The 13,697-nt window shown below is 71.8% G+C and carries 11 protein-coding genes; 10 read left to right on the plus strand and 1 reads right to left on the minus strand.

Translation table 11 applies throughout. The features are described 5' to 3' along the window. The first annotated feature begins 116 nt into the window (after positions 1–116). The 3 genes from ACFZA2_RS04915 to ACFZA2_RS04925 all read left to right on the plus strand — a co-directional run bounded on the left by ACFZA2_RS04915 (position 117) and on the right by ACFZA2_RS04925 (position 6,423). Positions 117–4,790: an ATP-dependent helicase gene (locus ACFZA2_RS04915; protein WP_391401333.1), complete on the plus strand. Its 4,674-nt coding sequence runs from the start codon at positions 117–119 to the stop codon at positions 4,788–4,790. After that, positions 4,783–5,559: a DNA-formamidopyrimidine glycosylase family protein gene (locus tag ACFZA2_RS04920; protein WP_366374258.1), complete on the plus strand. Its 777-nt coding sequence runs from the start codon at positions 4,783–4,785 to the stop codon at positions 5,557–5,559. The genes ACFZA2_RS04915 and ACFZA2_RS04920 overlap by 8 nt, the downstream gene beginning before the upstream one ends. A 456-nt stretch (positions 5,560–6,015) precedes the next feature. Next, positions 6,016–6,423, plus strand: coding sequence for a transferase (locus ACFZA2_RS04925; protein WP_076673580.1), 408 nt, complete (start codon positions 6,016–6,018; stop codon positions 6,421–6,423). A 110-nt stretch (positions 6,424–6,533) separates the two neighbouring features. Here ACFZA2_RS04925 and ACFZA2_RS04930 read toward each other — a convergent pair whose 3' ends face one another. Then, complete coding sequence (locus ACFZA2_RS04930; protein WP_391401338.1) at positions 6,534–6,923, minus strand: DUF1304 domain-containing protein; 390 nt, start codon at positions 6,921–6,923, stop codon at positions 6,534–6,536. A 34-nt stretch (positions 6,924–6,957) separates the two neighbouring features. Here ACFZA2_RS04930 and ACFZA2_RS04935 point away from each other — a divergent pair, with 34 nt between their 5' ends. The 7 genes from ACFZA2_RS04935 (at position 6,958) to ACFZA2_RS04965 (ending at position 13,596) form a co-directional block, all read left to right on the plus strand. Beyond that, on the plus strand, positions 6,958–7,680 hold the full coding sequence (locus ACFZA2_RS04935) for a LysR substrate-binding domain-containing protein (protein ID WP_391401341.1): 723 nt from the start codon (positions 6,958–6,960) through the stop codon (positions 7,678–7,680). Between the two features lie 195 nt (positions 7,681–7,875). After that, entirely contained in the window at positions 7,876–9,015 is a 1,140-nt protein-coding gene (locus tag ACFZA2_RS04940; protein ID WP_391401344.1) for an ABC transporter substrate-binding protein, read from the plus strand. Beyond that, positions 9,012–9,929 carry an ABC transporter permease gene (locus tag ACFZA2_RS04945; protein WP_391401347.1) on the plus strand — a complete coding sequence of 306 codons (918 nt, stop codon included), beginning with the start codon at positions 9,012–9,014 and terminating at the stop codon, positions 9,927–9,929. The genes ACFZA2_RS04940 and ACFZA2_RS04945 overlap by 4 nt, the downstream gene beginning before the upstream one ends. Continuing rightward, entirely contained in the window at positions 9,926–10,729 is an 804-nt protein-coding gene (locus ACFZA2_RS04950; protein WP_391401350.1) for an ABC transporter permease, read from the plus strand. The genes ACFZA2_RS04945 and ACFZA2_RS04950 overlap by 4 nt, the downstream gene beginning before the upstream one ends. Further along, positions 10,726–11,835, plus strand: coding sequence for an ABC transporter ATP-binding protein (locus tag ACFZA2_RS04955; protein WP_391401353.1), 1,110 nt, complete (start codon positions 10,726–10,728; stop codon positions 11,833–11,835). Before ACFZA2_RS04950 ends, ACFZA2_RS04955 begins: the two co-directional genes overlap by 4 nt. 136 nt (positions 11,836–11,971) lie before the next feature. Next, positions 11,972–12,700 (plus strand): GMP synthase, encoded by a 729-nt coding sequence (locus ACFZA2_RS04960; RefSeq protein ID WP_391401356.1) that lies wholly within the window; start codon positions 11,972–11,974, stop codon positions 12,698–12,700. A gap of 80 nt (positions 12,701–12,780) precedes the next feature. After that, entirely contained in the window at positions 12,781–13,596 is an 816-nt protein-coding gene (locus ACFZA2_RS04965; RefSeq protein ID WP_391401359.1) for a tryptophan-rich sensory protein, read from the plus strand. The last annotated feature ends 101 nt before the right edge of the window (positions 13,597–13,697 follow it).

Here is a 13,697-nt window from a genome sequence, read left to right on the forward strand (position 1 = left end):
CGGACGGTCTCGCTCCTCGTCCGCTCTCACGGCTCGGTGTGACGAGATGGCGCTGTTCCGCGACCAGCGAACGTCAAGCCCGAGCCGATGTCGGAGGTCCGGGAGAGGATGTCGGCATGGCCGACGTGCTCGAGAAATTCGGTCCTGCGACGCAGGACTGGTTCCGGGGCGCCTTCTCCGCGCCCACCAACGCGCAGAAGGGCGCGTGGGAATCCGTGTCGTCCGGTCGCAATGCGCTCGTCGTCGCCCCGACAGGTTCGGGCAAGACCCTCTCGGCCTTCCTCTTCGCGATCGACCGCATCTTCCGCGAGAAGGCCCCCGAGGCTGCGGATGCCGCGCCCGCGCGCCGGGGCAGGAAGACCGCCGCCAAGACCCCGGCGGCGAACACCCGCGTCCTGTACATCTCCCCCCTGAAGGCGCTGGGCGTCGACGTGGAGCGCAATCTCCGCTCTCCCCTCGTCGGCATCGGCCAGTCGGCACGACGGCTCGGCATCGACGTCCCGGCCGTGAGCGTGGGCGTGCGATCGGGAGACACCAGCTCGAGCGACCGCCGGAAGCTCGTCACCGATCCGCCCGACATCCTCATCACCACCCCCGAGTCGCTCTACCTGATGCTCACGAGCCAGGCGGCCGAGACCCTGCGCGGCGTGCACACGGTCATCATCGACGAGGTGCACGCGGTCGCCGCCACCAAGCGCGGTGCGCATCTCGCGGTGAGCCTCGAGCGTCTCGACGCCCTCCTCGATGCGCCCGCCCAGCGCATCGGTCTGTCGGCCACGGTGCGGCCGATCGACGAGGTGGCGCGGTTCCTCGGCGGAGCGCAGCCCGTCGACATCGTGGCGCCGAAGGCCACGAAGGCCTTCGACCTCTCGGTCGTCGTGCCCGTCGACGACATGCTGAACCCGCCTCCGCCGCCGGGATCCCCTGCGCCCGACGACGCCGGCGAGGGCGAGTGGTTCTCCGAGCGCCCCGAGAGCACCGAGATGGCGGGGTCGGTCTGGCCCCACGTCGAGGAGGCCATCGTCGATCGCATCCTGGAGCGGCGATCGACCATCGTGTTCGCGAACTCCCGTCGGCTCGCCGAGAGGCTGACCGGACGACTGAACGAGATCTACGCCGAGCGCCAGGGCATCGACGTGCCCGAGCCGACCGTGCCGGCGGTCCAGATGGCGCAGGCGGGCTCGTCCGCCGGGGTGTCCGCGATCCTCGCGAAGGCCCACCACGGTTCGGTCTCGAAGGAACAGCGGGCCCAGGTCGAAGACGAGCTCAAGTCGGGCGCATTGCGCTGCGTGGTGGCCACGAGCAGCCTCGAGCTCGGGATCGACATGGGCTCGGTCGACCTCGTCATCCAGGTCGAGTCGCCGCCGAGCGCGGCATCCGGGCTCCAGCGCGTCGGGCGCGCGGGCCACCAGGTCGGCGAGGTGAGCCGCGCCGCCCTCTTCCCGAAGCACCGCAGCGACGTGCTGCACACGGCCGTGGTCACGGAACGCATGCTGGGCGGGCGCATCGAGGCCATCTCCGTGCCCCAGAACCCGCTCGACATCCTCGCGCAGCAGACCGTCGCCGCCTCCGCCCTGGGATCGATCGACGTCGAGGAATGGTTCGACACGGTCAAGCGCAGCGCACCGTTCCGGTCCCTCCCCCGGTCGGCTTACGAGGCGACGCTCGACCTCCTCGCCGGCCGCTACCCCTCCGACGAGTTCGCCGAGCTGCGTCCCCGGTTGGTGTGGGACCGCGATGCCGGAACGCTGACGGGGCGCCCGGGCGCCCAGCGCGTCGCCGTGACCAGCGGCGGCACCATCCCCGACCGTGGCCTGTTCGGCGTCTTCGTCGCCGGAGAATCGCAGAACGCCCGCGTGGGCGAGCTCGACGAAGAGATGGTCTACGAGTCGCGGGTCAATGACGTGTTCACCCTCGGCACGACCAGTTGGCGCATCGTGGAGATCACCCACGACCGCGTGAACGTCGTCCCGGCGTTCGGGCAACCCGGAAAGCTCCCGTTCTGGCACGGCGACGGCATCGGGCGCCCCGCCGAACTCGGCGAGGCGCTGGGGAAGTTCTCGCGAGACATCGCCGGAGTCGACCGCACCAAAGCCGAGGAGCGGCTGCGCGAATCCGGACTCGACGACAACGCCATCACCAACCTCCTCGCCTACCTGGCCGAGCAGCGCGAGGCCACGGGGAGCCTTCCCACCGACAAGACGCTGACGGTCGAGCGCAGCCGCGACGAGGTCGGCGACTGGCGCATCATCCTCCATTCCCCGTACGGCATGCAGGTGCACTCGCCCTGGGCCCTGGCCGTCAACGCGCGTATCCGCGAACGGCTCGGCGTCGAGGGCGCCGCCGTGGCGAGCGACGACGGCATCATCGCGCGCGTTCCGGATGCCGCGGCCGAACCGCCCGGCGCCGACCTCTTCGTCTTCGAGCCCGACGAGCTCGAGCAGATCGTGACCGACGAGGTCGGCGGCTCAGCGCTGTTCGCCTCGCGGTTCCGCGAATGCGCCGCTCGTGCCCTGCTACTCCCCCGACTCAACCCCAATCGCCGCTCCCCCCTCTGGCAGCAGCGGCAGCGCTCCGCTCAGCTGCTCGAGGTGGCGAAGCGGCATCCCAGCTTCCCGATCATCCTCGAGACGCTGCGCGAAGTCCTCCAAGACGTCTACGACCTGCCCGCCCTCTTGCGCCTCACCCGGCAGATCGGCGAGCGGAGGATCCGCCTCGTCGAGATCACGACCTCGCAGCCCTCGCCGTACGCCCGCGATCTGCTGTTCGGCTACGTGGGCGCCTTCATGTATGAGGGCGACTCCCCCCTGGCCGAGCGTCGCGCCGCCGCACTCTCGGTCGATCCGGCGCTGCTGAGCGAGCTGCTGGGCAAGGTCGAGATGCGCGAGCTGCTCGACCCCGAGGTGATCGCGCAGTTCGAGCGCGAAGCGCAGCGCCTCGACCCCGACCGACGCGCTCGGGGCGTGGAGGGGGTCGCCGACCTGCTGCGCATCCTGGGCCCCCTCGACGCGGCCGAGGTGGCGGCCCGTCTCGACAGCGAGGGGGACGCCCTCGCCGAGGCGGAACAGCACCTCGCGACGCTCGTCGACGACCGTCGCGCCATCCGCGTGACGATCGCCGGTGTCGCGCGCGTGGCTGGCATCGAAGACGCCGGCCGTCTGCGCGACGCGCTGGGCGCGGCGCTGCCCGTCGGCATCCCGAACGCCTTCCTCGAACCGCTCGCCGATCCGCTCGGCGACCTCGTGGCCCGCTACGCCCGCACGCACGCCCCGTTCACGACGGATGCCGTGGCCGAGCGCCTCGGAGTGGGTGTCGCGGTCGCGCGTCTCACTCTGCAGCGCCTCGAATCGCAGGGGCGCCTGTCGAGCGGGTTCTTCCTCCCGGAGGCATCGGGGGGCACGCGCGGCGACGACACCGAGTGGTGCGACGTCGAGGTGCTGCGGCGGCTGCGCATGCGCTCCCTCGCCGCGATCCGGGGCAGCGTCGAGCCCGTGCCGCCCGCCGCCTATGCGCGGTTCCTGCCCGTATGGCAGCACCTCGGTCGGCCGCTCGAGGGCATCGACGGCGTCCTGGCCGTCGTCGAGCAGCTGGCGGGGGTTCCCATTCCCGCGAGCGCGTGGGAGTCGCTCGTGCTCCCCTCGCGCGTCGCCGACTACACCCCCGCCCTGCTCGACGAGCTGACCGCCACGGGAGAGGTCGTCTGGTCGGGCCACGGCACCCTGCCGGGCCGCGACGGGTGGATCGCCCTGCACCCGGCGGAGGCTGCCCCCTTCACCCTGCAGGATCCGGATGACGCCGATGACCCCGCCCCCGACTCGCTCGAGGCGCGGCTGCTCGCGGCGCTCACCGGGGGCGGAGCGTACTTCGCGGCGCAGCTGAAGCAGCTGGCCGGCGCCGAGAACGAGCAGTCCGTCAACGACGCCCTGTGGGCGCTCACCTGGGCGGGGCGCGTGACGAACGACACGTTCGCTCCGGTGCGCACCCTGCTCAGTGGCGGAGGGCAGTCGCACCGCGTCGCACGGCGGGCTCCGCGAGCCCGGATGTACCGCGGCGCGGCCATGCCCCGCGCGACCTCGGCTCCGCGTCCGCCCTCGCTCGGCGGACGCTGGTCGCTCCTACCCGAGCGCGAACCGGATGCCGCGGCGCGCGCGACCGCGACCGCGAGCCTCCTTCTCGACCGATACGGCGTCGTCACGCGCGGCGCCGTCCAGTCGGAGGGGGTGCCGGGCGGGTTCGCACAGGTCTACCGCATCCTCGCCGGGTTCGAGGAGGCCGGGCACTGCCGACGCGGCTACGTCATCGAGAAGCTGGGCGCCGCGCAATTCGCGGCATCCGCGACCGTCGACCGCCTGCGCGAGTTCGCCGCGGTCGCCGATCCCCCACCGCTGCGGACCGTCACGCTCGCAGCGACCGATCCCGCCAACCCCTACGGCGCCGCGCTCGGCTGGCCCGCGATCGAAGGGGTCACGCACCGGCCCGGACGCAAGGCCGGAGGCCTGGTCGTGCTCGTCGACGGCGAGCTGACGCTGTACCTCGAGCGCGGGGGGCGCAGCGCCCTGGCCTTCACCGATGACGAGGCGTCGCTGCAGGCCGCTGCCCGCCATCTCGCGGAGACGGCGCGGAAGAGGCGGCTTGACACGCTGACGGTGGAACAGGTGAACGGCGAGTTCGTCTACGGCACGGCCGTCGGGCGCGCCCTCCGCGAGGCGGGGTTCGTGGAGTCGCCGAAGGGCCTGACGCTGCGCAAGCTCACCGCCGGCGACACCCTGCGAGAGGCCGCCCGTGCCTGAGGGCGATACCGTCTACCGCGCCGCCGCGAAGCTCAACGCCGCTCTGGCGGGCAAGGTCGTCACACGCTTCGACATCCGCGTGCCCGGTAGCGCCACCGCCGACCTGCGCGGCGAAACCGTTCACGAGGTCGCGGCCCGCGGCAAGCATCTGCTCCACCGCATCGGCGGGTACACCCTGCACTCGCACCTCAAGATGGAGGGCCGCTGGGACCTCTACCGTCCCGGCGAGCGATGGCGACGCCCCGCGTTCAAGGCCCGCGCGATCGTCGGGGTCGAGGGCGTGGATGCCGTCGGCTTCGACCTCGCCATGGTCGAGGTGCTGCGCACCGCCGACGAGCACACCGTGATCGGGCACCTGGGCCCCGACCTGCTCGCGGACGACTGGGACGAGGCGGAGGCGGTGCGACGGGTCGCGGTCGACGACAGGGCCGCCCATGTCGCCCTGCTCGATCAGCGCAACGTGGCGGGCTTCGGCAACGTCTACGCCAACGAGCTCCTCTTCGTGCGGGGAATCGCCCCCACGACCCCCGCGACGCAGATCGACGCCCGCGCCACGATCGCCCTCGGCGAGCGCATGATCCGAGCGAATCTGCCGCGCCCGGAGCGCACGTTCACCGGCGACAGCAGGCCCGGTCGCCGCTTCTGGGTCTACGGGCGAGAGGGCGCGCCCTGCCGGCGCTGCGGGACCCCGATCCGCGCCACGACCCTGGGGGCGACGGACACGAGCGAGCGCAACGTGTTCTGGTGCCCCACCTGCCAACCCGGCTGACCCCGGCCCGCCCCGCACCACGGGTGTCCGCGTCGCGCGCGCCACGCTCGGCGGCGCGCCGTGCCCCGCCCCGCATCGCAGGAGTCCGCCTCACGCGCGGCGACGCACCGCGGGCCCGCCTCGCACCACGCCAGTCCGGATCTCCCGCCCGAGTCGCGCGCCCGGCTGCCCGCGGATCCGGCTCGCACCGGGCGGGTCCGCAGCATGCGCCCGGGTCACGGCATCCGCTCGAAAACCGACGCTCCCGCAGGTCGCTGTCAACCCGGCCGCGACTGTCGGTTCGACATGCGAGAACAAGGGGACAACACAACGCCGGACGACGGACCGCAGACGATCTCTCGACATCGAGGAAACCGATAGCGGGAGGGGCGACGAAGAACCATTCGAGGGAATGAAGAGCATTCCCCACCCGTTGTCAGACATGTCGGCATACCCGAAGGCCGACCGGAGGGGATCGTGGGAAAGAACTACATCGACATCGAGAACGACCACGGCGAGACGCTGCGTTACCGCAAGCACGTCAATGGTCGAGGACTCGTCGCGCACGGCGCGAAGGTCCACCCGTCGGCGCTCGTGGAGAACGGCGCTTACGTCGAACCCGGCGTTCAGATCGCGGCCGGTGTTCGAGTGGGTCGCGGCGCGTGGATCGAATCCGACGCCGTCATCGGTCCGGAGGCCCGCATCGAACCGCACGCGCACATCTGTGCGGGAGCGGTCATCGGCGCCGGAGCGCACATCGGCGTCCGCACCCAGGTCGGCCACAACGCGCGGATCGCGGTGGGGTCGCTCATCGGCGACGACGAGATCATCAACGACGGCGAAGCCGTCGCGACCGACCGCCGGGGCCTGCGCCTCGCGGCCTGACCCCGCCGAGGGGCATTCATCGACCCGCACGACTCCACCGAGCGTGCGGGTCTTCGTTTTCCCCGGGCGGGGCGCCGGCGCGCCGCCGGGGGCGCGTGGTGGCCGACCGGTCAGGCGAGGATCGTCAGCACGAGTCCCAGGAGCGGGAGCGTCCCCTGGATGGCGGCGGGGCGGAGATACTTCCGACCCGAGGTGACGAGCACGAGTGCGGCCGCGAGCATCGAGCCGAGCGAGAAGATCAACAGCGTCCGCCCCGCGACGTCGCCCGTGCCGTTCACGATCCACAGCACCACGCCCACGCCGGCGCCGATCGCGAGGAACAGGTTGTAGAACCCCTGGTTGTACGCCATCGGCTTCGTGATCTCAGCGGCGCGCTGATCGGCGATGCCGAACACCTTCCACGTCTGGGGCCGCGTCCACCGCACGCTCTCGAGCACGAAGATGTAGACGTGCAGCAGGGCAGCGAGCCCCGCGATGACGAGTGCCAGGACGCCGGTCATCCCCCCACGTTAGCGGCGCGGCTAGCCTGGGACCATGGTGAACGGTTCGGGCTCCCGCGGTCGCGGCGGCGCGTCGCGACGAGGGGGGCCCGCTCGTGCGGCGTCGAAGGGACGACCGCGCCCCGCGCCGAAGACCCCGCGCCGCGCCGAGCCGACGCCTCCCCCCGAGCCGCGCGAATTCCGCCTCGGGGCCGTCCCGGGGGCGACGCCCGGCAAATGGATCGGCGTCTGGCGCGAGCGCTTGCCGCACGTGTCACTGGAGCTCCGCGAGATCCCCGTCGCCGCGCAGCGGGAGGCGCTCGGCGACGTCGACGCCGCCCTGGTGCGGCTTCCCCTCGCGGCATCCGACGACGTCCACGTCATCGAGCTGTACGAAGAACTCCCCGTGGTGGTGACGGCCACCGAGTCGCACCTCCTCGCAGCCGATGAGCTCACCCTCGCCGACCTGGCCGGCGAGATCGTGATCGTCCCCGCCGACGACGTGCTGCACACCGAGGTCCCGAATGCCGTGGCCCCGGCGTTCGCGCCCCCGGCCGACACCGCCGAGGCCATCGCGACGGTGGCCGCGGGCGTCGGCGTCGTGATCGTTCCGATGTCGCTCGCGCGCGCTCATCAGCGCCGAGACGTCGACTACCGCGTCCTCGCCGATGGCCTGCGCTCCACGGTCGCCTTGGCGTGGCTGCGTGAGAACACCACCGACGACGTCGAGACCTTCGTCGGAATCGTGCGCGGTCGCACCGCTCGTTCCTCCCGCTGAGGACCGTGATCGGCGCCCGGCCTGGACCGGCGGGGCCCCTCTCGTGTGGCCGCCTGTGCGCGATCCGTTTCACCCGCGGATGACCTGAGTTCACCCGGCGCGCTCCCGGCGGTCATGAGTGCCCCATAGGTTCGCTCCGTCTCATGCCCGCGGCGGAGCCCGCCGGCACTCCCGAGAGATCCGAGAGGAACCCCCATGTCATTCCCGAGCTTCTCCGCCGGACGCCCGATCGCCGGATTCGCCCTCGTCACGGTCGCGGCCCTCGCCCTCGCCGGATGCGCGGGCGGCAGCGCGGCCTCCCCCGCCGACGGCGGCACGGACGCCGCGACCGCGACGAGCCTCGCCGACTTCGGCGCTCTGGCCGACCTCGAGACCGCCGCGAAGGCCGAGGGCCAGCTGAACGTGATCGCCCTGCCGCGCACGTGGGCCAACTACGGGGAGATCCTGGACCTCTTCGCGCAGCGCTACCCCGAGATCACCGTCAATGAGCAGTCCCCCGACGTCTCCAGCGCCGAGGAGATCCAGGCGGCGACCGCCAACGAGGGCCTCGACACCGCGCCCGACGTCTTCGACCTGGGCCTGGCGGTCGCCCTGCAGAACACCGACCGGTTCGCCGCGTACAAGGTCGAGACCTTCGACGAGATCCCCGACGCGCTGAAGGAGCCCTCGGGGCTGTTCGTCGGTGATTACGGCGGGTACATGTCGATCGGATACGACTCGGCGCGCTTCCCCGCCCCGACGCAGCTGAGCGACCTGCTGAAGCCCGCGTACAAGGGCGCCGTCGCGATCAACGGCGACCCCACGCAGGCGGGCTCGGCGTTCGCCGCCGTGGGCCTGGCGACCGTGCAGAACGACGGCACGCTCGACGACTTCACGCCCGGAATCGAATTCTTCGGCGAGCTCAACGCGGCCGGCAACTTCCTCAAGGTCGACCCCACCGACGCCACGATCGCGAGCGGCGAGACCCCGGTCGTCTTCGACTGGGACTACCTCAACGCCGCGCAGGCCTCCGCCGTCCCCACGTGGAAGACCGTGGTACTGCCGGGCACGGGCTACGCCGGGTACTACAACCAGGCCATCAACAAGGACGCCCCGCACCCCGCGGCGGCGCGCCTGTGGCAGGAGTTCCTCTACAGCGACGAGGTGCAGAACCTCTGGCTCAAGGGCGGAGCGCGCCCGGCCCGCATGGAGGCGATGACCTCCGCCGGAACGATCGACGAGGCCCTCGCCGAGGCGCTGCCGACCGCCCCCGGCGACACCGTCGTCCCGACGGAGCAGCAGTCGACCGCCGCCGGCGAGACCCTCGGACAGAAGTGGGCGACGGCGGTCCAGTGACGGTCCTCGACCAGGTCGTCGCCCCCGCGGTGCCGGAGCCGTCCGTTCCGGCGCCGCGGGGCGCGGCGCGTCGCGGGTGGAGCGCGGTCGGCCTCCTGCCGTTCGTCCTCTACATCGCGCTCTTCCTCGTCCTGCCGACGGTCCTCGCGGTCGCCTCCGGCTTCGTCGACAAAGCGGGGGTTTTCACGCTCGACAACGTCGCCGCCCTCGGCGACCCGCTGGTGCTGTCCACGTTCGCGAATTCCGCGATGCTGTCGCTGGCGACGGCCGCGATCGGAGCGGTCATCGGCGCCCTGGTGTGCTGGGCGATGCTGGGGCTTCCCGAGTCGGGCGCGGTGCGCACAGCCGTCGATGCGGCATCCGGAGTCCTCGCCCAGTTCGGCGGGGTGATGCTCGCCTTCGTGCTCATCGCCGCGATCGGCGCGAAGGGCGTCGTGACCGTGGCGCTGGCCGAGCTCACCGGGATCTCGCTGTACGAGAACGGGATGTGGCTCTACGACCTGCCCGGGGTGGCCATCGCCTACCTGCTGTTCCAGGTGCCGCTGATGATCATCACGTTCATGCCGGCCCTCGCCGCGCTGAAGCCGCAGTGGATGGAGGCGCACCTGACCCTCGGCGGCACGCGCGCCGGGTTCTGGCGTCAGGTCGGGATGCCGGTGCTCGCCCCGTCGTTTCTCGCGAGCTCGCTGCTGCTGTTCGCGAACGCCTTCTCGTCGTACGCGACGGCCGCGGCCCTGGCCAGCCAGGGTTCGCAGATCGTGCCCTTGCAGATCCGCTCGGCATTGACGAGCGAGACGGTCCTGGGGCGGGAGAACCTCGCCGGGGCCCTCGCCCTGGGCATGATCGTCGTCGTCGCCCTCGCGATGACGCTGTACTCCCTCGTGCAAAGACGCGCTTCGAGGTGGCGGTCGTGAACCCTCTCGCTCCCCCGCGCGCAGCGCGCTGGATCATCGGCGTCGTCGTGACCGCCGTCGTCGCCGTGCCCTTCGTCGCCACGCTGCTGTTCACGCTCGCGCCCGCCCCCGGCGCCTCGGGCCTGTCGCTGACGCACTGGGCCGGTATCTTCGACCCCGCGAACGCGGCGAAGTACCGTCCGATCTGGACGGGCCTGGGCAACTCGCTCGTGCTCGCCGCCGTGACCGTGGCCCTGGTGCTCTGCCTGTTCACCCCGACGATGGTGCTCGTCGCCCTCGCGTTCCCCGGGCTGCGTCGCGTGTTCGAGTTCGTCGCCCTGCTGCCGATCTCGCTCCCCGCGATCGTGCTGGTGGTGGGTCTCACGCCCATCTACCTGCAGATCGGCCGCAGCCTCGGAACCGGAGCGTGGACGCTCGCCTTCGCCTACGGCATCCTCGTCCTCCCGTTCGCCTACCGCTCGATCCAGGCCTCGATCGACGCGATCGACGTCACGACCCTGGCCGAGGCGGCGCGCACGCTCGGCGCGGGATGGAGCGCCGTGCTGCTGCGGGTGATCCTGCCCAACCTGCGGTCGGGCCTGCTCGCGGCCTCGCTCATCTCGGTGGCGGTCGTGCTCGGCGAGTTCACCATCGCGTCGCTGCTCAACCGGCAGACGCTGCAGACCGCGCTTCTCGTCGTCAACAAGCAGGACGGCTGGGTCGCAGCCATCTTCACGCTGCTGGCCCTCGCGTTCGCGTTCGTGCTGCTGCTCGTCATCGGACGCGTCGGACGCATCGGCGTCGGAAGGAAGACCTCATGACCACCGCCGACTCCCCGGTCCGCGCGCTCCCCGACACCGACGCGAACGCCCTGCTGCTTGGCGAGCGCGAGAGCGCCGGCGTGCAGCTGCGCGGTGTCGTGAAGGACTACGGCACGACCCGCGTGCTCCACGGCGTCGACCTCGACGTCGCCCCCGGGGAGTTCGTCTCACTGCTCGGGCCCTCGGGCTGCGGCAAGACCACGGCGCTCCGCGTGATCGCCGGGCTCGAGAGGGCGAGCGGAGGCGACGTGCTCATCGGCGCACGCGACGTCTCGACCGTGCCGACGAACAAGCGCGACATCGGCATGGTGTTCCAGTCGTACTCTCTCTTCCCCCATCTGCGCGTTCTCGACAACGCCGCCTTCGGGCTGCGGCGCCGGGGGGTCGGCACCGCGCAGGCGCGGCGACGCGCGGGCGACGCCCTCGATCTGGTGGGGCTCGGGCATCTGGCCGATCGCTACGCGCACCAGCTCTCCGGGGGCCAGCAGCAGCGCGTCGCCCTCGCTCGCGCGCTGGTGACCGAACCGCGCGTCCTCCTGCTCGACGAACCCCTGTCCGCCCTGGATGCCAAAGTGCGCGTGCAACTGCGCGACGAGATCCGCCGCATCCAGCTCCGTCTCGGCACGACCACCGTTTTCGTGACGCACGACCAGGAGGAGGCCCTCGCGGTCTCCGACCGCGTCGCGGTGATGGGCGCCGGTCGCATCCTGCAGGTGGGCAGTCCCGAAGACCTCTACCTGCGCCCGGCCGACGCCGAGGTGGCGGCGTTCGTCGGCGCGTCGAGCCTGGTCCCGGGCGTCGTCGCCGGCGGGGCGGTCGAGGTCTGGGGCCGACGCCTGCCCCTCATCGCGCCGGCACCGGACGGGGCATGCGAGGTGTTCGTGCGGCCGGAGAACATCCGACTCGTCGGGGCGGGCGAGGACGGCGTCGCAGGTGTCGTGGAGCAGAGCACGTTCCTCGGGAGCACGCGCCGCTCGCTGCTGACGATGGCGGACGGGTCTCGCGTGCACGTTCAGCACGGGGCTGATCTCCCGTTGACCGTGGGCGACCGGGTGCGGGTACGTGTGGACGACGTCGACGTGCTGACGAGGCCCGTCTCGGTGTGACCGGAATCGACCGGGCGTCCCTCCCCGTTCCACGCGAGCCGCCCCGTACGCGGATCACCCCGGGCATTGAGCGCAGAACGTGTCGAGGCATGTCCAGACCTGCGTCGTGTCGGCGCGGCCCGCATAGAATCCCTGAGTGACCGCCCCCCTCCTGTACGTCTGCGCGCGCCCTCAGCGGGTCGCGGCGGTGGCGGAGTGGGCGTCGTTCCGCGACGGACTGGGGGTGCGCGACGACGACCTCGTGCACCACGACCTCGTGCGCGAGCCGCTCCCGGCCGACCTCGACCGGTTCGCCGCGGTCGTCGTGGGAGGCAGCCCGTTCAACGTCACCGACCCCGACAAGACCGACGAGCAGCGCCGCCTCGAGAGTGATCTCGAGCGCCTGGCCGCCGCCGCGATCGAGGGCCGGACGAGCGCGCTGTTCACGTGCTTCGGGATCGGCGTCGTCACGCGCTTCCTCGGCGGCGAAGTGACCCTCGAGCATCCCGAGGGCACGGGCCCCGCCGACATCTCGCTCACCGACGCAGGCCGCACCGACGAGCTGTTCGGCATCCTGGAACCGCGTTTCGAGGCCCTGACCGCGCACAAGGAGGGCACCGCGAGCGTGCCGCCGGGGGCGACGCTGCTGGCCGAGAACGCGGTCTGCCCGGTGCAGGCCTACCGGGCGGGGCGCGCGCTGTGGGCGACGCAGTTCCACCCCGAGCCGACGACCGAGGCGTTCGTGGAGCGCATGGTCGTGTACCGGGATGCCGGGTACTTCGATGCCGACGCGTTCGACGAGGTGTCGGCGCACGTGCGCACCGCGTCGGTCGAGCAGCCCACCCGGCTTCTGCGCTCTTTCGCCGCTCGCGCCGTCGCCGCCTGACCCGGCGCCCGCGCGAGCAGACGTCGAGACGATGTCAAGCCTCCTGGGTCGATTTACCTAGCTTTTCTAGTGTTCTCGGTATGAACGCAACAGCTCAGTGGCGGGGCGCAGACCTCGCGCGCCAGATCGTCGTCCTCTCCGCGGTGTCGTTCATGCTCATCGCGGCCGTCATCGGGGCGGGCGCCTTCGGCAATTCCGCCGTCGAAGACCAGCAGGGCGGCGCCCTCGACACCGACGGGTCGTACCTCGCGCCGGCGGGACCCGCCTTCTCGATCTGGTCGATCATCTACCTCGGTCTCATCGTCTACGCGATCTGGCAAGCCCTCCCCCGCCAGCGCACGAACCCGCGCCAGCGCGCCCTGGGCTGGCTCATCGCGCTCACCATGACGCTGAACGGACTCTGGCTGGTCGCCGCCCGCTTCGGAACGCTGTTCCTCACCGTCGTCGTGATCGTCCTGCTCCTCGCCGCTCTCGGCTGGACCTTCCGCGTCGCCGTCGCCACCCGCGAGCCGCGCGGCGGCGTGGTCGACTCCGTGCTCATCGACGGCGTCACGGGCCTGCACCTCGGATGGGTGACCCTCGCGACCGTGGCCAACACCGCCGCGTGGCTCACCACCGTCGTCCCGCCGTCGTGGGAGGAGGGGGCGGATGCCATCGGCATCGCGGTGCTGATCGTCGTGGCGCTCATCGGGCTCGCGATCGCCTGGCGCAGCTCGTGGCGCGTCGCTCCGGCGCTCGCCCTGGCCTGGGGCCTCAGCTGGCTGGCCGTGGAGCGCTTCGGCGGACAGCCCCAGAGCGCACCGATCGGGGTGACCGCGATCATCGTGGCCGTCGTCGTGCTGGCGCCCCCCGCGATCGTGAGCACACTGCGCCTGATCCGCCCGAACGTCGACTGACCGGGCACGAGCGCGCGAGCGCGTGCGGGGCGCCCGATCCGCTGCCGCGTCGACGGTCTGGCGAACGGGACCTCGGCGGATCCACAATGCCTAACCCCTCG

Origin of the sequence: Microbacterium sp. NPDC007973 (assembly GCF_042958465.1) — a bacterium.
GTDB classification, from domain to species: Bacteria; Actinomycetota; Actinomycetes; order Actinomycetales; family Microbacteriaceae; genus Microbacterium; species Microbacterium galbum.

Bases quoted from the DNA above. Each gene is read 5' to 3' on its own strand.
- ACFZA2_RS04935 (WP_391401341.1), top strand. From the start codon at position 6,958: ATGGTGAACGGTTCGGGCTCCCGCGGTCGCGGCGGCGCGTCGCGACGA.
- ACFZA2_RS04955 (WP_391401353.1), top strand. From the start codon at position 10,726: ATGACCACCGCCGACTCCCCGGTCCGCGCGCTCCCCGACACCGACGCG.
- ACFZA2_RS04930 (WP_391401338.1), bottom strand. From the start codon at position 6,923: ATGACCGGCGTCCTGGCACTCGTCATCGCGGGGCTCGCTGCCCTGCTG.
- ACFZA2_RS04965 (WP_391401359.1), top strand. From the start codon at position 12,781: ATGAACGCAACAGCTCAGTGGCGGGGCGCAGACCTCGCGCGCCAGATC.
- ACFZA2_RS04940 (WP_391401344.1), top strand. From the start codon at position 7,876: ATGTCATTCCCGAGCTTCTCCGCCGGACGCCCGATCGCCGGATTCGCC.
- ACFZA2_RS04915 (WP_391401333.1), top strand. From the start codon at position 117: ATGGCCGACGTGCTCGAGAAATTCGGTCCTGCGACGCAGGACTGGTTC.